Source organism: Kaistia algarum (genome assembly GCF_026343945.1).
Classification (GTDB): Bacteria; Pseudomonadota; Alphaproteobacteria; order Rhizobiales; family Kaistiaceae; genus Kaistia; species Kaistia algarum.
Window position 1 is genome coordinate 1,204,052 of the sequence record NZ_JAPKNJ010000001.1, and the last position, 21,386, is coordinate 1,225,437.

25 protein-coding genes are annotated in these 21,386 nt (G+C 65.1%); 14 read left to right on the forward strand and 11 right to left on the reverse strand.

All coding sequences use genetic code 11. The annotated features are described in order from the left end of the window. The first annotated feature begins 721 nt into the window (after window positions 1-721). Window positions 722-1,096: an endonuclease domain-containing protein gene (locus tag OSH05_RS05790; RefSeq protein WP_104217148.1), complete on the forward strand. Its 375-nt coding sequence runs from the start codon at window positions 722-724 to the stop codon at window positions 1,094-1,096. A 455-nt stretch (window positions 1,097-1,551) separates the two neighbouring features. Here OSH05_RS05790 and OSH05_RS05795 read toward each other — a convergent pair whose 3' ends face one another. Both OSH05_RS05795 and lepA read right to left on the reverse strand, forming a co-directional pair. Next, window positions 1,552-3,393 carry an ATP-dependent nuclease gene (locus OSH05_RS05795; protein WP_323181373.1) on the reverse strand — a complete coding sequence of 614 codons (1,842 nt, stop codon included), beginning with the start codon at window positions 3,391-3,393 and terminating at the stop codon, window positions 1,552-1,554. Between the two features lie 165 nt (window positions 3,394-3,558). After that, the gene (lepA, locus tag OSH05_RS05800) at window positions 3,559-5,364 is read right to left on the reverse strand and encodes a translation elongation factor 4 (protein WP_104217661.1); all 1,806 of its coding nucleotides are present in this window, start codon (window positions 5,362-5,364) and stop codon (window positions 3,559-3,561) included. 124 nt (window positions 5,365-5,488) lie between these two features. On the opposite strand from lepA, the gene OSH05_RS05805 reads away from it, so the two are divergent. The 8 genes from OSH05_RS05805 (at window position 5,489) to prmB (ending at window position 10,101) form a co-directional block, all read left to right on the forward strand. Next, entirely contained in the window at window positions 5,489-6,049 is a 561-nt protein-coding gene (locus tag OSH05_RS05805) for a GNAT family N-acetyltransferase (RefSeq protein ID WP_104217146.1), read from the forward strand. 3 nt (window positions 6,050-6,052) lie between these two features. Next, entirely contained in the window at window positions 6,053-6,544 is a 492-nt protein-coding gene (locus OSH05_RS05810; protein ID WP_104217145.1) for a GNAT family N-acetyltransferase, read from the forward strand. A gap of 97 nt (window positions 6,545-6,641) precedes the next feature. After that, entirely contained in the window at window positions 6,642-6,830 is a 189-nt protein-coding gene (locus OSH05_RS05815; protein ID WP_104217144.1) for a hypothetical protein, read from the forward strand. Between the two features lie 81 nt (window positions 6,831-6,911). Continuing rightward, on the forward strand, window positions 6,912-7,247 hold the full coding sequence (locus OSH05_RS05820; RefSeq protein ID WP_104217143.1) for a hypothetical protein: 336 nt from the start codon (window positions 6,912-6,914) through the stop codon (window positions 7,245-7,247). 87 nt (window positions 7,248-7,334) lie between these two features. After that, window positions 7,335-7,721: a CopM family metallochaperone gene (gene copM, locus OSH05_RS05825; protein WP_104217142.1), complete on the forward strand. Its 387-nt coding sequence runs from the start codon at window positions 7,335-7,337 to the stop codon at window positions 7,719-7,721. Between the two features lie 168 nt (window positions 7,722-7,889). After that, the gene (locus OSH05_RS05830) at window positions 7,890-8,654 is read left to right on the forward strand and encodes a hypothetical protein (protein ID WP_266352086.1); all 765 of its coding nucleotides are present in this window, start codon (window positions 7,890-7,892) and stop codon (window positions 8,652-8,654) included. A 21-nt stretch (window positions 8,655-8,675) separates the two neighbouring features. Then, a complete protein-coding gene (locus OSH05_RS05835) occupies window positions 8,676-9,038 on the forward strand; it encodes a YidB family protein (protein WP_104217140.1) in 363 nt (120 codons plus the stop codon). A gap of 118 nt (window positions 9,039-9,156) precedes the next feature. Continuing rightward, window positions 9,157-10,101: a 50S ribosomal protein L3 N(5)-glutamine methyltransferase gene (prmB, locus tag OSH05_RS05840; RefSeq protein WP_104217139.1), complete on the forward strand. Its 945-nt coding sequence runs from the start codon at window positions 9,157-9,159 to the stop codon at window positions 10,099-10,101. A gap of 61 nt (window positions 10,102-10,162) precedes the next feature. Here prmB and OSH05_RS05845 read toward each other — a convergent pair whose 3' ends face one another. Continuing rightward, complete coding sequence (locus OSH05_RS05845) at window positions 10,163-10,939, reverse strand: RES family NAD+ phosphorylase (RefSeq protein WP_104217138.1); 777 nt, start codon at window positions 10,937-10,939, stop codon at window positions 10,163-10,165. After that, entirely contained in the window at window positions 10,899-11,285 is a 387-nt protein-coding gene (locus OSH05_RS05850; RefSeq protein ID WP_104217137.1) for an MbcA/ParS/Xre antitoxin family protein, read from the reverse strand. The genes OSH05_RS05845 and OSH05_RS05850 overlap by 41 nt, the downstream gene beginning before the upstream one ends. A gap of 237 nt (window positions 11,286-11,522) precedes the next feature. Here OSH05_RS05850 and rlmN point away from each other — a divergent pair, with 237 nt between their 5' ends. Both rlmN and OSH05_RS05860 read left to right on the forward strand, forming a co-directional pair. Further along, window positions 11,523-12,734 carry a 23S rRNA (adenine(2503)-C(2))-methyltransferase RlmN gene (gene rlmN / locus OSH05_RS05855; protein WP_104217136.1) on the forward strand — a complete coding sequence of 404 codons (1,212 nt, stop codon included), beginning with the start codon at window positions 11,523-11,525 and terminating at the stop codon, window positions 12,732-12,734. 3 nt (window positions 12,735-12,737) lie between these two features. After that, the gene (locus OSH05_RS05860) at window positions 12,738-13,160 is read left to right on the forward strand and encodes a hypothetical protein (protein WP_104217135.1); all 423 of its coding nucleotides are present in this window, start codon (window positions 12,738-12,740) and stop codon (window positions 13,158-13,160) included. Here the strand turns inward: OSH05_RS05860 and OSH05_RS05865 are convergent. Next, on the reverse strand, window positions 13,138-13,779 hold the full coding sequence (locus OSH05_RS05865; protein ID WP_323181374.1) for a LysE family translocator: 642 nt from the start codon (window positions 13,777-13,779) through the stop codon (window positions 13,138-13,140). The two genes, OSH05_RS05860 and OSH05_RS05865, sit on opposite strands and share 23 nt — an antisense overlap. Before the next feature lie 120 nt (window positions 13,780-13,899). On the opposite strand from OSH05_RS05865, the gene OSH05_RS05870 reads away from it, so the two are divergent. The 3 genes from OSH05_RS05870 to OSH05_RS05880 all read left to right on the forward strand — a co-directional run bounded on the left by OSH05_RS05870 (window position 13,900) and on the right by OSH05_RS05880 (window position 16,208). Beyond that, window positions 13,900-14,991, forward strand: a complete 1,092-nt coding sequence (locus OSH05_RS05870; protein ID WP_104217134.1) for an AbrB family transcriptional regulator — start codon at window positions 13,900-13,902, stop codon at window positions 14,989-14,991. A gap of 96 nt (window positions 14,992-15,087) precedes the next feature. Next, window positions 15,088-15,900, forward strand: a complete 813-nt coding sequence (locus OSH05_RS05875) for a DUF2092 domain-containing protein (protein ID WP_104217133.1) — start codon at window positions 15,088-15,090, stop codon at window positions 15,898-15,900. Further along, a complete protein-coding gene (locus tag OSH05_RS05880) occupies window positions 15,897-16,208 on the forward strand; it encodes a hypothetical protein (RefSeq protein ID WP_104217132.1) in 312 nt (103 codons plus the stop codon). Before OSH05_RS05875 ends, OSH05_RS05880 begins: the two co-directional genes overlap by 4 nt. An 18-nt stretch (window positions 16,209-16,226) precedes the next feature. Here OSH05_RS05880 and OSH05_RS05885 read toward each other — a convergent pair whose 3' ends face one another. The 6 genes from OSH05_RS05885 to OSH05_RS05910 form a co-directional block, all read right to left on the reverse strand. Continuing rightward, on the reverse strand, window positions 16,227-16,505 hold the full coding sequence (locus OSH05_RS05885; RefSeq protein WP_104217131.1) for a hypothetical protein: 279 nt from the start codon (window positions 16,503-16,505) through the stop codon (window positions 16,227-16,229). A 156-nt stretch (window positions 16,506-16,661) separates the two neighbouring features. Next, on the reverse strand, window positions 16,662-17,402 hold the full coding sequence (locus OSH05_RS05890) for an N-acyl amino acid synthase FeeM domain-containing protein (RefSeq protein WP_133163036.1): 741 nt from the start codon (window positions 17,400-17,402) through the stop codon (window positions 16,662-16,664). Between the two features lie 193 nt (window positions 17,403-17,595). Then, the gene (locus tag OSH05_RS05895) at window positions 17,596-18,273 is read right to left on the reverse strand and encodes a DNA-3-methyladenine glycosylase I (RefSeq protein ID WP_104217129.1); all 678 of its coding nucleotides are present in this window, start codon (window positions 18,271-18,273) and stop codon (window positions 17,596-17,598) included. A gap of 23 nt (window positions 18,274-18,296) precedes the next feature. Then, complete coding sequence (locus OSH05_RS05900) at window positions 18,297-19,049, reverse strand: GntR family transcriptional regulator (RefSeq protein ID WP_104217128.1); 753 nt, start codon at window positions 19,047-19,049, stop codon at window positions 18,297-18,299. A gap of 78 nt (window positions 19,050-19,127) precedes the next feature. Next, window positions 19,128-20,267 carry a Gfo/Idh/MocA family protein gene (locus OSH05_RS05905; protein WP_104217127.1) on the reverse strand — a complete coding sequence of 380 codons (1,140 nt, stop codon included), beginning with the start codon at window positions 20,265-20,267 and terminating at the stop codon, window positions 19,128-19,130. Window positions 20,268-20,290: 23 nt separating this feature from the next. Then, window positions 20,291-21,385, reverse strand: a complete 1,095-nt coding sequence (locus tag OSH05_RS05910; protein WP_104217126.1) for an ABC transporter ATP-binding protein — start codon at window positions 21,383-21,385, stop codon at window positions 20,291-20,293. Window position 21,386: the final 1 nt, after the last annotated feature.

Below are 21,386 nucleotides of genomic sequence, written 5' to 3' on the forward strand. Positions count from 1 at the left end.
CGCGGGGCGGCCGGAGGCCCGCGCGCGGGCGGCGCGCCGGCGATGAATTTCGAGTGGGTTGCCCGAGCCGCCCGTGACGGGCAGCCGGCGCCCCGCGCCGACAGGTTTTCCAACCGGTACCGACGGACCGTGGGTGTTTCGGTGCTGGGTCACCCGGCGGCAATTCCCACGCCCGGATCCTCCTTACGGAAAGGCGGACGCCCGCCACTGGCCCGCGTGTACGGACCCGGCGCATCGGAGTTCCGGCCGCCATGATGGCTGAGGTTCGTTACACCCCGCCTTCACAGCCCGCCGAGCCCCGCCCGCAAACGGAACGACCGGTTCGCCCTCTTCGATAGGCGGGGATGAAGGGAGTATGCGCCCGGTGGGAGGGGGCGGGGATAGATTCTTTTGATTGAGTTGCGACACCAATAGGTTACGCTCCCCGACATCACGGTCTCCGCTTGAACCCGCCCCTGGAGGGCGGGTCAAAACCGCGTCAGCGGTTTTGGGGCGGGGGCTGAGGCGGACGAGCCGGTCTCAGGCCTCAACGACCAGCAACGCATCCAGCCTGCCAGCCAAGAACGCTTCGGCAGTCGCCGAAGCTACCCCCGCCCCGAAAGTGCTGCGCACTTTCGACCCGCCCTCCAGGGGCGGGTTACGCGCCGTGCGTCGTTGCGGAGCGGCGGGTTGCGGATACAAAGCCCTATGGCACACTTCGAGGTTGAACAAGGTGTGCACCATGCCAGGCCATCCAGCCGATCCGCGCCTGCGTGGTTTCGCCCGATCCATGCGAAAGAAAATGACGGAGCCCGAGTTTCGGCTCTGGTCGGAGATTCGCGACCAGAAACTCGAAGGACTGAAATTCCGTCGTCAGGTTCCGATCGGCCCGTTCATCGTGGATTTCTTCTGTCCCGCGCATCGCGTGATCGTGGAAATCGACGGCGGCCAGCATTTCGAGGACGAGACCATCGCCGCCGACCTCCGCCGTACCGCATGGCTACAAACCCAGGGCTACCGCGTTCTGCGCTTCACCAACGTTGATGTGGTAAGCAATCTGGAGGGTGTGTGCCGCGTGATCGTCGAAACCGTGGCGCTGGGTCCAGGCTCCGCGTGAAGAGACGATCCTTAGCCAAGCCGAGGCGCCCGACACAGTCTCCCCCTTAACCCGCCCCTGGAGGGCGGGTCGAAAACGCCTCGGCGTTTTCGGGGCGGGGGCTGAGGCCGATGGGCCGGTCTCGGACCGCAACAGCAATCCCCACACCGCACCCAACCAGCCGGCCAAGAACGCTTCGGCAAGCGCCGAAGCTACCCCCGCCCCGAAAGTGCTCCGCACTTTCGACCCGCCCTCCAGGGGCGGGTTAGGCGCCGTGCGTTGTTTGAAGGCACTCTACAACGCAAGGCGGGAAAGCGCAGACAGGCCTGCCACCCCCAAAGCCGCAGCACCCGGCACAGTCTCCTCTTTAACCCGCCCCTGGAGGGCGGATCGAAAACGCCCTTGTGTTTTCGGGGCGGGTGCGAGCTGACACCGGGCGGATGCCGCCGCCGTCCCCGTTCCACGGAGACGGCGCATTACGCGTCGGCTGCGGCGGCACGCTCAAGCTGATCGATCGAGGTCCAAGGCACGATACCAGCCGGCGATTCATTTGTTTCGAATAAAAGGAAATCGAGGGCTTCCTTGACCCGCTGTCGTGCGGACTGGTCCCGGCGAATGAGCATCACAGTTTTGAACGGTTTGTCGCTCGACTCAGACGTGCCGAACATCGCATGTTCGAAGTCTATCACACTGGCTGCAAGACGAACTCTTGTAGGATCAGGGGCTGCGTTAGCCGCCGCTAGGATTGCCTGATTGGCAGTCCAAGCGCTGTTGGCACTGCCATCTTGGTTGGTCGGCCGGTCCGTATCGTGGAGCACCGAATAAGGTGCACCGAAATGATTCAGTATCTTCATGAGTATCGGAATGATGTATTTTCCCCGCGCGCGCACCACAAAGACGTTGCGATAACGCGCCGGCTCCTGGTCGGCTAGCTCCCGGAAAGCAGAGAACTCTGTATCACCCTCGACCACGATCGTGCGGCCGCCGAAGAAAAGCTCAGCCACGTAAGGATCCCATCGGTTCAAGAGCTTTAGTAGTTCTTTGTCGTTTTCACTGAGCTTTACCCTATCCGGCCGAAAGACGGTTGTGCCAGCGATTGCGCCTCCTTCGTTGCGCTCAACTCGAACGATCGTCGTGTTGTCGCGCGAAACGTCGATGAACGGCGGCGCGTGCGTCGTCACGATGACCTGCCAGCCGGTCTTGCTGCCGGCTAGATCATAGAGCACACGGCACGCATCGCGAATGGCTGCTGGATGCAGGCAGATCTCTGGCTCATCTAGCAGCAGCACATGTGGGCGACGCGGTTCGACTGTCTCTTCTTCGCCTGCAACTTTCTCCGACTTCTCGACTTTCTTCCCCTTCTTTTGCTCGGGCTGTCTCTCCGCGGCGAGTTTTAGCGCGGACCAGAGCAGTGTCCGGCGCGCTCCGCTACCCTGTTTGTCGAGCGGCGCCATGTGTCCGCCATCGAGGCCCATACGGATTATCGGCTTCGTGCCGAATAGATTTATCGATTTGTCGGTAATTTGTTCAGAACGGGTGTCAAGCTGAACTTTAAAACCAACAAAAATATCACCTATGTAATCTGATAGGGATTTCTGGATCTCGTCAATATCGTCCTTACTCTGCTCGGCTATCTCCTTTTGGAGCAGCCGTATTTGTTCAGACAGCTTTTCAATGCTGGACACCTCATCGCCGTTCGCTCGCGTAGCGCGTTCGGTAAGAATCTCCTGCAATAGCTTTGTGATTTTGTCGCCTTGTTCGTCGGGACTTGCAAAAGCATCGACCCGATGAGGGATAGGCCGTCGACTATTGGCCACGCCTGGCGCGCCCCATGGAACGCGATCATCCCAATCGTCGGCTCCGGAACGGTGTCCCTGACGCTTGGGGTCTTTGCCCGGCTCCTCCCACCGCCAACGCTCGCGAATGTATTGTTTCCCGGTTCCCTCCTCTACATGAAGCCATTGGGCGGCCGGCAGATCATCCCAAATATAGGTTTGGAGTTCGATCTCCGGCAACTGATCGGAATCGAGACGCTCCCCGGGAAAATCTTCGAGCTTAAGTCTCCCCTCGGTGCTGCCATGCAGCATCACAACTTCGTAGGCACGAAGAATGGTACTCTTCCCAGCATTGTTCGGACCTACGAGAACGACGATATCGTCGAGATCGATGCTCACGGGATCCGGCCCGATGCACCGGAAATTCCGTATGATCAATCGCTTCAATTTCGCTTTGGTAAGAGGAAAACTTGCGTCTTCTAGCTTCGCAGTAGATTTGGCCATGCATCCCCCTTTTTTGCTACAGCTAGATTGCCGCAACATTTGGGGAACTTCAACTCAAAGTAGGCGTTTGGCTCGACAGAGCGATTTAACCGAACGACACGATCTCCTGAACGGGGATAAGCATCCTGTGGCCATCGCACTAATAGACGCTGCGATCGTCGGCTTGGCGTCGACCGAAGACAAGCGAGCAGAAGCTCTCCCCCCTCACTCATCCATCTTCAACGCCGCAATAAACGCTTCCTGCGGGATATCGACCTTGCCGAACTGCCGCATCTTCCGCTTGCCCTCTTTCTGCTTGTCGAGGAGCTTGCGCTTGCGGGTGATGTCGCCGCCATAGCATTTGGCCGTCACGTCCTTGCGCATCGCCTTGACGGTTTCGCGGGCGATGATCTTGCCGCCGATGGCCGCCTGGATCGGGATGACGAAGAGGTGCTGCGGGATCAGATCCTTCAGCTTTTCGCACATGGCGCGGCCGCGCTTGTCGGCCTGGCTGCGGTGGACGAGCATGGAGAGCGCGTCGACCGGCTCGGCGTTGACGAGGATCTGCAGCTTGACGAGGTCGCCGGCCTTGTAGTCGGTCAAATGATAGTCGAACGAGGCATAGCCCTTGGAGATCGACTTCAGCCGGTCGTAGAAATCGAACACGACTTCGTTGAGCGGCAGATCATAGGTGACCATGGCGCGGTTGCCGACATAGGAAAGGTCGGCCTGCACGCCGCGCCGGTCCTGGCACAGCTTCAGGATCGCGCCGAGATATTCGTCCGGCGTCAGGATCGTGGCGCGGATCCAGGGCTCGGCGATCTCCTCGATCTTCATCGGATCCGGCATGTCGGCCGGATTGTGCAGCTCCATCTCGGAGCCATCGGTGAGCAGGATCTTGTAGATGACCGACGGCGCGGTGGCGATCAGGTCAAGGTTGAACTCGCGCTCCAGCCGCTCCTGGATGATTTCCAGATGCAGGAGGCCCAGGAAGCCGCAGCGGAAGCCGAAGCCGAGCGCGGCGGAGGTTTCCATCTCGAACGAGAACGACGCGTCGTTGAGGCGCAATTTGCCCATGGCGGCGCGCAGTTCCTCGAACTGCGCCGCATCGGCCGGGAACAGGCCGCAGAACACGACCGGCTGCGCCGGCTTGAAGCCCGGCAGCGCCTCGGCCGTCGGCTTCTTGTCGTCGGTGATGGTGTCGCCGACGCGCGTATCGGCGACTTCCTTGATCGAGCCGGTGAAGAAGCCGATTTCGCCCGGGCCAAGGCTGTCGACGGCGATCATCTTCGGCGTGAAGAAGCCGACGCGCTCGACATCATAGGCGGCGTCCGCGCGCATCATGCGGATATGCGCGCCCTTCTTCAGGTGCCCATCGATAACGCGCACCAGCACGATCACGCCGAGATAGGTGTCGTACCAGCTATCGACCAGCAGCGCCTTCAGCGGCGCATCCGGATCGCCCTGGGGCGGCGGCAGATCGGTGACGATCGCCTCCAGCACGTTTTCGACGCCGAGGCCGGTCTTGGCCGAGATCAGCACGGCGCGCGAGGCGTCGATGCCGATCACTTCCTCGACCTGGGCGCGGATGCGCTCCGGCTCGGCGGCGGGGAGATCGACCTTGTTCAGGACGGTGACGATCTCGAGATTATTGTCGATCGCCTGATAGACGTTGGCCAGCGTCTGCGCCTCGACCCCCTGGGAGGCGTCGACGACCAGCAGCGCGCCCTCGCAGGCGGCGAGCGAGCGCGAAACCTCATAGGCGAAGTCGACGTGGCCGGGCGTGTCCATCAGATTGAGGACATAGGTCTTGCCGTCCTTGGCCTTGTAGTCGAGCCGGACGGTCTGCGCCTTGATGGTGATGCCGCGCTCGCGCTCGATATCCATCGAATCGAGCACCTGATTGGTCATCTCGCGATCCGACAACCCGCCGGTCAACTGGATGAGCCGGTCGGCGAGGGTCGATTTTCCGTGGTCGATATGGGCCACGATCGAGAAATTGCGGATATTGGCGAGGGGCGCTTTCGTCATGGCGCGCTCCATAGCATCACGCCATCGCCCCGCAAAGCGCCGAAAGCGGGCTTATCCGGCCAATTGACAGCGGCAAGCCGGCGGGGCGATAGGAACTCAGGCAAAAGAGACGGGCGCGAGGACCATGCCGGAAGAAGCTTCGTACCGGGCAAGTGAACCGGGCGCCCGGATAAGGCGTCTTTCCGCCGCGGAGGCTGAAGGCGCGCTGGCTGAACTCGGCGCGCTGCTGACCGACGCGGTGGCGGGCGGCGCCTCGGTGAATTTCATGGCCGGCTTCGCGGCGCACGAGGCCGAGACGTTCTGGCGCGGCCAGATCCCGCTCATCGCCGAGGGGCGGCGCATCCTGATCGTCGCGGAATCGGACGGACGGATCGTCGGCACGGTGGTCGTGACCTTCGCCCCGCAGCCCAACCAGCCGCATCGGGCCGATATCGGCAAGATGCTGGTGCATTCGAGCGCCAGGCGGCGCGGCCTCGGGCGGACGCTCCTGGCAGCGGCCGAGGCCGCGGCAACTGAATCCGGACGGACGCTGCTCGTGCTCGATACCGAGACGGACAGCGCCGGCCACCAGCTCTACGCCGCCTGCGGCTGGACGGAGGTCGGCACGATACCGGGCTATGCCCTGACGCCGGACGGCCGCCCGTCGGGCGCCACGATTTTCTACAAGGCGATCGGAAAGGCCTGAGCCATGCAGATCCGTGAGGCGCGCGAGGCGGACCTTCCCACCATCCTCGCCATCTATAATGACGCCGTCGCCAACACGACGGCGATCTGGAACGACGATAAAGTCGATCTGGGCAACCGCAAGGCCTGGTTCGAGGCTCGCAGCCGGCAGGGCTTCCCGGTGCTGGTCGCGGAGGCGGAGGGCGCCGTCCTCGGTTATGCCTCCTATGGCGATTTCCGCCCCTTCCAGGGCTATCGCTTCACGGTCGAGAACTCGATCTATGTCGCGGCCGCGGCGCGTGGCCAGGGTGCCGGCAAGGCGCTGCTGGCGGCGCTGATCGATCATGCCACGGCCGCGGGCAAGCACGTGATGGTCGCCGGCATCACCGCTGACAACGCGGTCTCGATCCGCCTGCATGAACGCCAGGGCTTCAAGGAGACGGCGCGCATGCCGGAGCTCGGCTTCAAGTTCGGCCGCCGGCTCGATCTCGTCTTCCTGCAGAGGCGCCTCGGCTGACCGTCCCCTGTCCACCAATGGCGGCTGTGCCTCCCGCGTGGTAGCCTCGGCTCGTCACCACCGGATGGCACGGCTTTCCGGCGCTCGGGAGTTCCCCATGACCACCCTGCCAAAGCTCTCCCTCCTCGCGGCCTCCTTCCTGCTTATGGCTGCGCCCGCCATGGCCGAGGAGATGAACAATCTCAAGCAGGACGACCTCGAACAGATCGAGCGGGAGCAAGCCAAGGCGCCTGCCAGCGCTCCAGCCGAGACCGCCCCGGCCGCGCCGCCGGCGACCAATCAATAGCCGGATGCCGCGCCGGACCGGGCGAGCCACCGGCACGGTTCGGCGCTTGACCTTGGCCACAGGCAACGCCATCTCACCCTCATGCAGCGCGCTTTCCGCTTCCTCACGGCCTGTCTTATTTTCCTGTCCCTGGCGATCGCCGGTACTGTGCCGGCCATGGGGATGCCGAGCCATGAAGGCATGCAAGGCTGTCCGCATGCGTTGACCGGCGGCGCGATGCATGGCGCGGTGCCGGATCGCCCGGCGATGCCCATTCAGATTGCGGTCTGCTGCCTCCTCCTTCCGGCGGCGAGCCAGAGCGGCGAGATCGCGCTGCGTCTGCCGGACGGCAACCGGACCCGCCTGCCGCGCCCGGCTTCGGACCGCCTGCCGATCGGCGCCGCGCCCGGTCCCGAGCTGCCGCCTCCCCGCGCCTGACATTCTCCAGGTTGCGCAAGGCCGACCGCGCGCGGGCCGCGGCGGCCGAAGGCTCATGCCCGCTCTGCGAATATTCGAGATAGTGACATGAAGAAATGGATCCGACTGGCAGCTCTCGCGGCTGTCTTCACGACGCCGCTCGCGCTGGCGAGCGCCGAAGGCATGGATCACGGCAAGATGCCGATGCAGGGGATGTCTTCCGACGAAAGCCCCTCGACGAAGGCGTTTCGCGAGGCCGACCAGACCATGATGCAGGGGATGATGATCCCCTATAGTGGCAATGCCGATGTCGATTTCGTGCGCGGCATGATCCCGCATCATCAGGGCGCGATCGACATGGCCAAGGTCGAGCTCGAATACGGCAAGGATCCGGAAATCCGCAAGCTCGCCGAGGCGGTGATAAAGGCCCAGGAGGGCGAGATCACCTTCATGAAGGCCTGGCTGGCGAAGAACGGCGGCGACGCCGGCAAATAGAACCGCCGCGTTCCGGCAAGACCCGTGCGGCGAGGCTCGTTTCGCCGCACGGTTTCGCGCTTCGATGCTGCAATCAGGATCGTTGACACTGGAGGCGGCGCGATGTTCCCTGTCCGCCAAGGGCGGCGAAGCGCCATTCCGGCGCTGGGCATCGGAGGACATCGCACCATGACGCTTTCACTACGGCTAGCGCTCGCCGGCGCCGGACTGGCCCTCGGCCTCCTTGCTGCCGGCTCTGCCTCGGCCGCCACATCTCCGGCCATGCAGTCCTGCTCCGACCAATGGGCGCAATTGAAGGCCGACGACAAGGTCCCGGCCGGGCAGACCTGGTCGAAGTTCTGGAGCCAGTGCGCCAAGGACTACGCCGCGGCCCATCCCGCCGATGCCGCCGCCGCTGCCGACAAGACCGCGCCGCCGCCCGCCGAGCCCCCGCCAGCCAAGACCAAGGCGGCTGCGAAGCCGGCAACGGCCCCCGCGCCCGCCGACGACATGGCCGCCACGAGCGGCAAGGGCAAGTCGCCAGCCATGGCTGCCTGTTCGGATGAATGGGCCAAGCTGAAGGCCGATGGCAAGGTTCCGGCCGGCCAGACCTGGCCGAAATTCTGGAGCCAGTGCGCCAAGGACTATGCCGCCGCCCATCCGGATGAGGCGACGCCTCCGAAGGCCAAGGCAGCGAAGGCAACCAAGGCGGATGACGAGGATCTCGGCGCGCCGCTGCCCGATCCGGAAGTCGCTGCCAAGGTCGACCCGAACAAGCCGGCCGTTACCGGCAAGCGTGAACCGACACCGGGCCAGAAGGCTGCTTGGGCGCGCATGCGCTCCTGCGGTGCCGAATGGCAGGCCGCCAAGAAGGCGGGCACGCTGGCAACCGGCGCCAAGTGGCCGCAATATTGGAGCGACTGCAACAAGCGTCTGAAGGCCAAGGGCCAGTAGCGGTCCAGAAGGAGAACGACCATGGGTATGTTCGACGGATTGCTGAATAGCGTGCTGCAGGGACTGGGCGGAAAGGATGGCGATCCGAGTTCGCTCGGCCAGACGCTGAATAACGCGCTCGCCAAGACGGAGTTCGGTAGCCTGCAGGGCGTGCTCGATCACCTGCAAACCTCCGGGCTCGGGGCGCAGGTCGCTTCCTGGCTCGGCAATGGCAGCAATCTGCCGATCGATGTCGAGCAGATCCGGGGCGCGCTGGGCAATGCGGAACTGCAGAAGCTCGCGACGCAGTTCGGCATCCCGCTGGACCAGATCTCGGGTATGCTGGCGCAATATCTGCCCGACGCGGTCGACAAGCTGAGCCCCAACGGCAAGCTGACGACCTGAGGCGCGCTTCTGGCGAGGTATTCGGCCGCGCCCGGCGAAAGCCGGGCCGGCGGGGGTGCGCATCCGGCTCCAACCTGATAGAGCCAGCCGCGACCTCATCCATGCCTGAGAGACGCAATTGCCCCAACCCGCCCCCGCCGACACACTGCTCACCGTCCGCGATATCCTCCGCTATGCGGTGAGCCGTTTCAACGCCGCTGGCCTTGCGTTCGGCCATGGCGCATCGACCGCCTTCGACGAGGCGGCCTATCTGGTGCTCGAAGGGCTGAAGCTGCCGATCGACCAGCTCGAGCCCTATCTGGACGCGCGATTGCTGCCGGAAGAGCGCGCGCATCTTGTCGCGCTGATCGAGGCGCGAGTCACCACCCGCAAGCCCCTCGCCTATCTCCTGAAGCGCGCCTACCAGCTCGGCATACCGTTCTATGTCGATGAGCGGGTGATCGTTCCGCGCTCCTATATCGGCGAGATCCTCTATTCCGACCTCTTTGGCGGGGACGAGTTCTCGCTAGTCGAGGATACGGATTCGATCGAGACGGTGCTGGACCTTTGCACCGGCTCCGGCGCCATTGCCATCCTGGCGTCCGGTGTCTTCGAAAATGCCGAGATCGACGCGATCGACCTGTCGCCGGACGCGCTCGACGTCGCGCGCATCAATGTGGGCGACAAGGGTCTTGGCGGGCGGATCGAGCTCTATGAGGGCGATCTGTTCGCGCCGATCGAGGAGAAGCGCTACGATCTGATCCTCACCAACCCGCCCTATGTCGACGGGATCGCGATGGACGAACTGCCGGAGGAATACCGGCATGAGCCGGCCATGGCGCTCGGCTCCGGCCTGGACGGGCTCGACATCGTCCGCCGCATCCTCGCCGCGGCGCCGGATCATCTGAACCCTGGCGGCGGCCTCCTGTGCGAGATCGGCACGGGCCGCGAGATCCTCGAGGCGGAGTTTCCGGCCCTCGATTTCCTCTGGCTCGATACGGAGGAGAGCGAGGGCGAAGTGTTCTGGCTCTCCGCCGAGGCGCTCGGCGTCGAGGATTCGAGCATGATCGGCCCGGTCGAATAGCAGCGGGAGGAAGAGCGCCTGCCCGTTCCTGCCTGACGGCAGCCCGGGCTTGGCGCTGCCGTCAGCGCGACCCGCGTTCCCAGTTGAGCGCCGTGATGCGCGGGTCGGAGGCGAAAGCGGCGCGGGGGAATTCCAGCGCCTGACGCGGGAACTCGCACAGCGCCTGGACGCCGGACGCGCTCAATCGCATGCGCCAGGTCTGGCGCTCGGTCGGCGCCGGGCGGGCGAAGGCCTGGCAGAACAGGAGCGCCAGGTTGGCGCCTCCGGCCGGATCTCGAACCGAGCGATATCGGATCGCATCCGCACCCGCCTCGCGCGCCGCATCGGCCAAGGCCTGGCAGCCGGCATAGCGGGTCGGGTCCGTCCAGATCGCTTCATCGGCCGACAGCGGTGCAATCGTCAGATCGAGCAGGCGATCCGTCGCGACAGCTACGGCGAAAGCCGTATATTCGGCCGCGTCGGAGGGCCATGGCGTCGCCGGCGATTCCGCGAAGAACAGGACACGGTAGAACGCCATCTCGGCAACGGCGGTCGCGGCGGTCTCGGCTGCGTAATAGACGCCGTGGGTCCGGCCGGCCCGGCGGAAGCGGGATCCGTGCGGATAGGGCGCGCCATAGCGGAAGGGCGTCGCCAGCAGAAAATCGAGATGACGGCACTCCGGCGGGATCGCCGGCTTGGTGTCCTCGATCAGATCCTCGAGGATCGCCTGCTCGGCAAGCGTATCGGTCAGCTTCAGCGTCGAGACGCGGTGCTGCGCCTCGACCAGGCGCCAGCACGAACCGTCAAATCGCCGGAACTCAGACGAGAGCGCGACGCGCGTCCAGATAGGCGATGACATCGACAAGTCCGATCACGCTCTGAATCTTTTCGATCGGCCGGGCGGCCAGCGCCAGATTGGGTTGGGTGAGCCACGCCGCCGCCACGGCATCGTCGCCGCCCACGATCGCATCCAGCGAGCGGAATAGCCGTGTGAACAGCACCGCGAGTTCGAACGGCTTGGTGCCCGGCTCCAGCGCGAATTCAGCGCGCTTCATCCGCGATATCGTCGCCTCGCTGACACCGATGATCGTGGCGAGGATACGCGCCGTGACGCGGAGCCGATCGGCGGCGCGGATGGCGGCCTTGGTTAAGACCAGCCCGGCCTCAGGTGCGGCGGCCGGAATGGAGGATGTCGAAATCCGCATAACGCCTCTCTTTCCATAGATATATTATACAATATTTCTTCCTGTGGAAAGAGATAAGTAGACATGCACGGAAGGCAAGCCGATTGTTCACAGCGGTTGGCTGCCCCGTCTTGATCACGCGCCGCTCTGCCCTCATCTGAAGCATTCCCGAATACTGCCGATTTGTGGTATGAGGCGGCCAAATTGGCCTATCGGCGCCACGATATGGACGCCCCCGGCCCTTATCCGGATACATTGATGACCGCACCGCTCACCACGGCACCGCCCGCCGCCCGATCGCCGCATTCCGAAAAGCCCTCGCTGATCGGCCTTTCGCGCGAGGGCATTGGTGCGGAGCTGGCTCGCATCGGCGTCGAGCGCAAGCAGATTCGCATGCGCACGTCGCAGCTCTGGAACTGGATGTATGCGCGCGGCGTCACCGATTTTGGCGACATGCTCAACGTCTCGAAGGATATGCGCGCGACGCTTTCCAGCGCCTTCACGCTGAAGCGTCCCGAGATCGTCACCGAGCAGGTGTCCGAGGACGGGACGCGCAAATGGCTGATGCGCTTTCCCCCGCGCGGCGCCGGCCGCCCGGTCGAGATCGAGACGGTCTATATTCCCGAGATCGGCCGCGGCACGCTTTGCGTCTCCTCCCAGGTCGGCTGCACGCTGACCTGCTCCTTCTGCCATACCGGCACGCAGAAGCTGGTGCGCAATTTGACGGCCGAGGAGATCGTCGGCCAGATCCTCGTCGCCCGCGACCGGCTCGGCGATTTCCCCGACACGTCGACGCCGGTCGGCACATCCGTTCCCAGCGAAGGCCGCCTCGTCTCGAACGTCGTCATGATGGGCATGGGCGAGCCGCTCTATAATTTCGACAACGTCAAGGAGGCGCTGCTGATCGCCTCCGACGGCGAGGGCCTGTCGCTGTCGAAGCGACGCATCACGCTGTCGACCTCGGGCGTCGTGCCCGAGATCCCGCGCGCCGGCGCCGAAATCGGCTCGATGCTGGCGATCTCGCTGCATGCCGTGCGCGACGATCTGCGCGACATGCTCGTGCCGCTCAACAAGAAATACCCGATCGCCGAACTGCTGGAAGCCTGTCGCAACTATCCCGGCCTCTCCAACGCCCGCCGCATCACCTTCGAATATGTGATGCTGAAGGACGTCAATGACAGTCCGGCCGATGCGCGCGAACTCGTTCGCCTGCTCAAGGGTATCCCGGCCAAGATCAATTTGATCCCGTTCAATCCCTGGCCGGGCGTCAACTACCAGTGCTCGGACTGGGAGACGATCGAGACCTTCTCCGACATCGTCAACCGCGCCGGCTATGCCTCGCCGATCCGCACGCCGCGTGGGCGCGATATCCTCGCCGCCTGTGGGCAATTGAAGAGCGAGAGCGAGCGAATGCGCGCCCGCGAGCGCCTGGCGCTCGAGGCGATGATGGCCGGCGACGCGGACGAGTAGCCGATGCGCGCCTTCCTGCGCATCCTGTTCCTGATCCCGATCGGCTTCATGGCGGCGATCGCGACGGCGATCTTCGTCTATCTCGCCGCCTTCGGCTTTCGCGAACAGGATCTATGGGGCGGCCCCGGCCACTTCATTCCGATCATCGTCGAGCCAGTGATGATCCTGATCGCCGGCATCGCGCAAACCGCCGCCCTGCCCTTCCTCGCCGGCATCGTGCTCTCGGAAATCCTCGCCATCCGCTCAGTGATCGCCTGGATGATCTTCGGCGGCGGGATCGGACTCGGTGTCCACCTCTTCGCCTTTCCAGGCAACACGGAATTCCTGCCGCCGCTCGCAGCCGGGCTCGCCGCCGGCTTCGCCTATTGGCTGGTAGCGGGGCACGGCGCGGGCGTGAACCGCCCTATTTCGTCTGCGCCAGAATGAGCCGCACCGCGAAGCCGCCGAGCACCGTGGCGAACAGATAATCGACGGCCCGCGTCGCCTTGGGCGAGCGCTTCAGGAAATCCGCGATCGAGCCGGCGAAGTAGATCATCGGCAGGCTCATGGGGATCGAGACCGCCACGAAGAGCAGGCCGAGGAACATCAGCTTGCCGCTCGCATGCGGATCGCCCGGCAGGACGAATTGCGGCAGGAAGGTCACGAAGAAGACGATGATCTTCGGGTTGAGCAGATTGACCGTCAGCCCGTGCAGGAAGACCCGGTAAAGCGGCGCGGCCGTACGATTGCCGCCCAGCGTCAGGGCCGAGCCGTGGCGGATCGCCTGATAGGCGAGATAGGCCAGATAGGCCGCGCCGACGACTTTGAGGACCGTGAACGCCGTGACCGAGGCGGCGAGCAGCGCGGCGAGGCCGATCGCGACCAGCACGGTGTGGATGACCAGCCCGAGGGAATTGCCCAGCATGGCCGCGACGCCGGCCATGCGCGACTGGCTGACCGCCTTGCCGAGGAACAGCGTCATGTCCGGTCCGGGCGTCAGGATCAGAGCCACCACCGCCAGGATATAGGCGAGCAGAACGGGTGCGGCGGGAACGAAGTTCATCATGATCGGCATCCACGAAGAGATGCGAGATCTATAGCACGAAGCCAGCCATCGCCAATTGCGATGCATTCGGGTTCTCCGCTCCCGCGTTGATGCTATGCTGCGCCTGCACAAGGCCCTTCCATGTCCCTCTCCCGCTTTTTCCCGCCGATCGGCCTCTGGCCGCGCCCCCTCCAATGGGTCGGCCTCGTCGCCGGCTCGGTCGGGCTCGCGGCCCTGCTTTTTGCCGCCGGCCTGCCCGCGGCGCTGTTGCTGGGGCCGATGGCCGCTGGGATCGCGGCCGGTGTCGGCGGCGCGACCATCCGCGTTCCTGATCCGCTGGCGATCGCCGCACAGGCGATCGTCGCCATGCTGATCGCCTCGGCGATCACGCCCGGCATCGTCGGGACCTTTCTCTCCGACTGGCCGCTGTTCATCGCCATCGTCGCCACCACCATCATCGCCTCGAGCTCCCTCGGCTATGTCATGAGCCGGCGCCGCATCCTGCCGGGGACGACGGCGGTCTGGGGCTCCTCGCCCGGCGCCGCCTCGGCGATGGTGCTGATGGCCGAGGCTTTCGGCGCCGATGCGCGGCTCGTCGCGCTGATGCAATATCTGCGCGTCGTCATGGTCGCCGGCTCCGCTTCGATCCTGGCCGGCTTCTTCGTCGACCTCTCCGGCGCGCCGCGTCCCGAGACCGTCTGGTTCCCACCGATCGACGCAGCCGCCTTCGGCGGTACGGTCGCGGTAGCCGTCATCGGGACGCTCATCGGCCGGGTCTCGCGCATTCCGTCCGGCACCATGCTGGTGCCGATGGTGGTGGGCGCCGCGCTGCATGCGACCGGAACGCTGGCGATCCAATTGCCGGAATGGCTGCTCTCGATCGGCTATGCGCTGATCGGCTGGCGCATCGGTCTCGGCTTCACCCACGCGATCGTGCGCCATGCCGCCCGGATCCTGCCGCATCTCATTCTCTCGATCGCCGTGCTGATCGCCTTTTGCGGCGGCCTTGCCCTGCTGCTCGTTCATCTTCTCGGCGTCGATCCGCTCACCGCCTATCTGGCAACCAGCCCCGGAGGAATGGATTCGATCGCGATCATCGCCGCCGCGACGCCCGTCGACATTTCCTTCGTCATGGCGCTGCAGGTCGTGCGCTTCTTCCTGATCGTGCTGCTCGGCCCGTCGATCGCCGGCTTTATCGCGCGCCGCATCCATGCGAGCGAACATAGCCACTAGCGACGCGGCCTCACCTCGCGACAAATTCGTTCGCCAAGACGCGGCATTGGTGGTTAGGTCGATGCGCCCACGCCGTATCAACTCGGGAGGAGTGAGATGATGGGTGCTGTTTACGCAAACCGGGTGGCCCGCGTCCTGCGCCGCGCCGTCGGCGCCCTCGTGGTGCCCGTCCTCGGGCTCGCTTTGGCCGGCCCGGTTCATGCTGCCGACGACGCTTCGGCGATCGTCAAAGCGATGTCCGACTATGTCGCGAGCCAGAAGACGATCGCGATGACCTTCGACACCTCGATCGAGGTCGTGACGCCTGAGATCGAGAAGATCCGGTTCGCGTCCTCGGGATCGCTGGATCTCAACCGGCCGAACCAGTTCCGCGCCCACCGCGTCGGCGGCTATGCCGATGTCGAGGCGGTGAGCGACGGCAAGCTGTTCACCTTGCTCGGCCGCAATCTGAACCGCTATGCCCAATTGCCCATTGAGGGCGGCACGATCGACGATATCGTCGCGGGACTGCGGCAGGCGGGAGCGGAACTGCCAGCGGCCGACCTCATCTCCTCCAATGCCTATGACGCGCTGATGGGCGGCGTGATCGATGGCCGGCATATAGGACGCGGCGTGATCGACGGTGTCGAGTGCGAGCATCTCGCCTTCCGCACGCTCGACACCGACTGGCAGCTCTGGGTCGAAATCGGGGAGCATCCAATCCCCCGCCAATTCGTCATCACCAGCAAGGCCGTCGCCGCCGCGCCGGAATATACGATCCGCATCAAGAGCTGGAACACGGCGCCGAACTTTGCCGCCGATGCCTTCGCCTTCACCGCGCCAAAGGGCGCCGAGAAGGTCGATTTCGCCGCGCTGGGCGAAATGGACGAGGTCCCGCCGAGTGCCGCCGCGAAGGGAGATTTGAAATGACCCTGAAGCTTTCCCGCATCGCCGCGCTCGGGCTTGGCCTGCTGACCGGCCTCGCCGTGCTTCCCGTCGATTGGGCTGCGCTCCGTTCCGGCTCGCTGATGCCCCAGGCCGAGGCTGTCGTTGGCCGGCCGCTGACGCCGATGAGCTATGCCGGCGTTGCCCGCCGGACGCCCTATTATCACCCGGCGCCGGTCGTGGTCGTCCCGCCGCCCGTCGTGGTGCGACCACCCGTGGTGGTCGTCGCGCCGCGTCCCGGCTGCTATCAGGTCGTCAATGCCTATGGGCAGCTGACCTGGCGTTGTCCCTGACGGTCGCGAGACCGGGCTTCATTGCTGCTGGCTCATCGCCTCGTCGCGATAGCCTTCATTCTGCCGGATACCGACGGTTCCGTTGGGCGCGACCGTTATCACGACATGGGCGCCGGGCATCAGCCCATAGAGCAATACAGGCTTGCTGACGCGATAGGTCTTGCCCGTCGTCAGAGTGACATCGCCGGTGCCGGGGTTCGCCCTGGTGACTGTCCCCGGATAGCTCTGCTGCGCCATGGCCGGGCCGGCGCCCAGTAGCGCCGCACCCAAGGTTGTGATGATAACCGCGTTGCGCATGTCTCCTCCCACCGCCTGCGCAGGAGCCGAGAAAGGCCGGCCCCAGCGTTAAAGCCGAAATGGCGTGGGGAAGACGCAAGTCAAGCGGCGTGCCGGGGAGCCGGTGCACGGAGCGGCACCAGCTTCAAAGCAAGGCGGACGGGTGCCACCGCCGCGTCAGGCGGTGAGAGCCTTGGGGGTGACGGCGTCCTGTTGAAGGATCGCCTCATCCGCGCCAAAGAAAGGCTCGAACAGCATACGCCGCTCGAACAAGGTCGAGCGGAAGGATGGATAGCGGTGGAGCACCTTGTTGCGCGCCGCCTTGAAATCCAGCGTCATCAGGCTGAGCGGCTTGATCAGCGGCGGATAGGGGCGCGGCTCGCAGACGAGTTCGCAGCCGAAGACCCGCCGGTAGAACGCCTGATGCTCGGTCCGCACGCTGGCGAGGATCACATCGGCATCGAAATGCTCTGCCGCCATCCAGGCGATACGGGTCGTCAGATAGGGCATCAAGCCAGGATAGGCATTCGAGAACGCTTCGTCCGTCGCGTGGCGCGTCGGATCGATCAGGACCTTGCCGGCGTCGAGCATCGGCCCGACAACGTCGAGAAAGGGCGCGCGATCCGGTCCATCGGGCTGATCGGCCGTCATCACGCTGATGCGGATGGTGGCGGCGATGCGGCCATCCAGATGCAACGCGACCACCATTGTATTGTCTAGATCATCGTATTGATCGCTGAGTCGCCTGGAAAAACTCGGCACAACAGCCTTTTCGCGCTCATACGCCTCGTAACGCAGACGAAACACCGCGTCTCGATCCGCCTCCGTTACTGCAACCCGGTAGTCTACCTTCTCCAGAACATTGAACAAACGCTCGGAGAAGCTCGGCGCCGAGGGCGCCAACGCCGCAACAGACATGCTGGTCTCCAAATGGGGGTGGCCATCAGGCCCCATTGCAAACAAGCTTAACAAATCGTTAACAGCCGGAACAGGCAGGCGGACCCACTGCCGGCTTCAATGGCAGCCTTTTCATAGTTTACTTTTTATTAAGGTTAATTTGCGGCGCAGCAGAATGGCAACCGCGCTGCTGCGGCGCGAAAGGACGTCGACTCTAGTCGCCGACGCTCATCGCCAGAATGCGGCTGAGCTCCGTCAGATTTCGTCCCGTTTCGGCCAACCACGCATTGAACGCTGCCTGGACGAGCGCGAAGTCGCGCTTGCCACCGGGAGCGCGCTCAACGACGCCCTCGCGGATCAGCGCCGTGACGACGTCGGGCGACAGCGCGAAGGCCGGCTTGCCGATCATGCGCAGGAACCAGATGCCCGAATCTCCGCCGAGATGGCTGCCTCGGCGCTTCAGGACGTCGAGCAGGCCGACGTAATCGCCATCCGGCCAATCCGCGAAGAAACGGGCGGCGCTGCCATGCTCGCGCGCGAGATCGAGAAGAAAGGCGGCATTGGCCTGCACGCTGCGGATCTTGGCGCCATTGCGGACGATGTCGGCATTGCGCAGAAGCGCATCGAAATTCTCATCCGACAGGAAGGCGCAAGCGGCCGGATCAAAGCCGCGGAACGCCGCTTCAAACGCCGGCCATTTCGCGTCGATCACCTTGGAGGAGAAGCCGGCATTGAAGACGCGCCGGGTCATGGCCGCGAGGATACGGGCGTCCGCCATGGCCGCGATCTCGGCTGGCGATTTCACCGGGGTCCCGGCGAGGAGCGCTTCGAGCCGTTCCAGCCCGCCTTTCCGCTCCGCCGCACGCGCCAGGATCTCGCCGAAATCGCGCATCTCGAACTCCCGTCGGCCGCTCGTCAGCGATCCGTCAGCACCATGCCCGCCGCCGCGTCGCGGGCGATATAGCTCTGGATCTGGCGGACGATCTGCGCGGCGTGGGCAGCCGCCAGCTGATCGGCGCGCTCCGCGTCCCCGGCCTCGATCGCCGCCACCATCGCCCCGTGCTCGTCGACATATTGGCGCGGCAGATGATCGTCGAAGGAGGAATAATAGAGCCGCAGCAGGCGGCGGCCCTCGTCGAGCAGGCGGGTGAAGAGGGTCGTGAAATAGGGATTGCCGCCCGCTTCGGCGATGGCAACGTGGAACTCGCGATTGACCTCGATCATGGTCAGCGCATCGCCCCGCTCGACCGCATCGGCATAGGCATCGGCGAGCGTCTTGATCCGCGACAGCTCGCCGGCGCCGCGATGCACCGCCGCCGAGCGGGTCGTGACGCGATACATCAGCGTCAGCGCCTCGAAATAAACCGGCAGGCGGATGAAATCGATCGGCGAGACGATGGTGTTGCGGTTCGGCAGCGTCGTCACCAGCCCCTCGGCGGCAAGGCGAACCATGGCCTCGCGCACCGGCGTGCGCGACATGTCGAATTCCGCGGCGAGGCTCACCTCGTCAAGCGGACTGCCCGGCGCCAGCGACAGATCGAGGATCGAGCGGCGGAGCTTCTCATAGACGGTCTGGGCGCCGTGGCCGCGGACGCGCTTGCCGCCGTCCTCAGCGGGACCTTCCGCCTCGTCCGCGCCGCGCCGCCGCGTTTCCGTCCCGACGTCCATGCCAAGGCCCCGCTGCCGATCATTCCTGCCGGAGCACTCTACCGAGGGGGCCGGGCGATCACAATCGGCGCGGGCGGGTCAGATCCCGGTTAGGCGGGCAGCCTCGACCTCGCCGAGTGCTTCGGGACGCTCGACGGGATCGTCGATGGCGAGCGTCGCGCCGCCTTCGGTGGCCGAGCGCAGCATCGCCTCCATCACCGCGAGACCATGGAGGCCGACTTCGCCATTGGCCCGGTGCTGACGGCCGGTCTCGATCGCATCAGCCATGTCGGCGAGGCCGAGGCCCCGGTAGTTGGCAACTTCGCCGGCGAAGGTCGGGTAGTTGAGGCCGCCATAGACCATGGCTTCGGTGCCAACGGCCGCGAAGGGCTGGTCGCGCCGGGCGAGGAGTACATCGCCGCCGAACCAATTCGGATCGGGCACACGCAGCGAGCCTTCCGTGCCATGCAGTTCGAGCGGCGGCTGGCCGTGCTGCCAGACATCCCAGCTCGCGAGGAAGCTCACCTGCGCGCCGCTCGCGAACTGAAGCAGCGCCTGGACGCTGGTCAGCGTCTCGACCCGAATGGTGTTGCCGCGAAAAGGCGAATCCGGCGCCGTCACGATGCGCTCGGCATTGCCGATCCGGCCGATGGCCGCGACCGTTGCTACGGGTCCGAGCAGCGTGATCAGCGTCGCCACATAATAGGGTCCCATGTCGAGCACGGGACCGGCGCCGGGCTTGAAGAAGAAGTCCGGGTTTGGATGCCACATCTCCATGCCATGCGACAGGATCGCGGCGGTGCCCATGACGATATCGCCGATGGCGCCCTCGTCGATCAGGCGCCGCGCCGTCTGCACGCCAGCGCCCAGAACGGTATCCGGCGCCGCGCCGACGCGAAGGCCCTTGGCCTTCGCCGTCTCCAGGATCAGCCGGCCTTCCGCGGTCGTCGTGGCGAGCGGCTTCTCGGTATAGACGTGCTTACCATTGGCGAGTGCGGCGAGCGCGACCTCGGCATGGGCGGCGGGAACCGTAAGGTTCAGCACGATGTCGATGTCGTCACCAGCCAGCAGATCGGCGACCGAGCGCGCCGCGATGCCGTGCTTCTCGGCCTTCGCCTTCGCCGCCTCAGGGTTCAGATCGGCGCAGGCGACGAAGCGGATCGCCGGAAAGCGGGCCGCATTGGAAAGATAGATTTCGGAAATATTGCCGCAGCCGATCAGGCCGACGCGCTGGGTCATGGAAAGGCTCCGGAGAGTTGAGATCAGAGACGGGTGCCGTCCGCTGCGAACAGCGAGGCGCGGGCGATGTCGAGGGCCGGGGACAGGACCGTGCCCGGCGCGATGCGGACATCGCTCATGATGCGGATGGAGAAGGTCGTGCCGGCATGCTCGGCCCAGATCACCGTATCGGCGCCCATCGGCTCGACAACGGAAACCGTCGCCGCGATCGTCTGGCGATCCAGCGCAGCGGCGAGTTCGACATGCTCCGGCCGGAAGCCCAGCGTCGCAGGACCCGCCACCGGCGCGGCGCCGAAGGGGTAGGCGGCGAGGTCCAGCCGCCAGTCGCCGGCCACGAAGTGCGGCCCGCCCTCGGTCTCGATCGCGCCGTCGACGAAGTTCATCGCCGGGGCGCCGATGAAGCCGGCGACGAAGCGGTTGACCGGGCGGTGATAGATCTCGGAGGGCGAGGCCAGCTGCTGAATGACGCCGTCCCTCATCACGGCGATCCGGTCGGCGAGCGTCAGCGCCTCGACCTGATCATGCGTCACATAGATCATGGTGTTGCCGAGCTGCTGGTGCAGCTTCTTGATCTCGACGCGCAGTTCGTTGCGGAGCTTGGCGTCGAGATTGGAGAGCGGCTCGTCGAACAGGAAGACGTCGACATCGCGCACCAAAGCCCGGCCGATGGCGACGCGCTGGCGCTGGCCGCCGGAAAGTTCTGAGGGGCGGCGCTTCAGCAGCGGGCCGAGATGCAGCAGCGCCGCCGCCTTGGCGACGCGCGTCTCGATCTCGGCCTTGGGCAGGCCGGCGACGCGGAGGCCGAAGGAGAGGTTTCGCTCGACGCTCATGCGCGGATAGAGCGCGTAGGACTGGAACACCATGCCGATGCCGCGCTGGCTCGGCTCGGCCCAGGTGACGTTCTGGCCCGATATCCATATCTCGCCATCGGCGATGTCGATCAGGCCGGCGATGGCGTTGAGCAGCGTAGACTTGCCGCAGCCGGACGGGCCGAGCAGCACCAGGAATTCGCCCGACGCGATATCGAGCGAGAGGCGCTCGATCACCGTCGCGCCGCCATAGGCGATGTCGAGTTCGCGGACCGATACGGCGGGATCCGGGATCGTTGCGACGGCCATG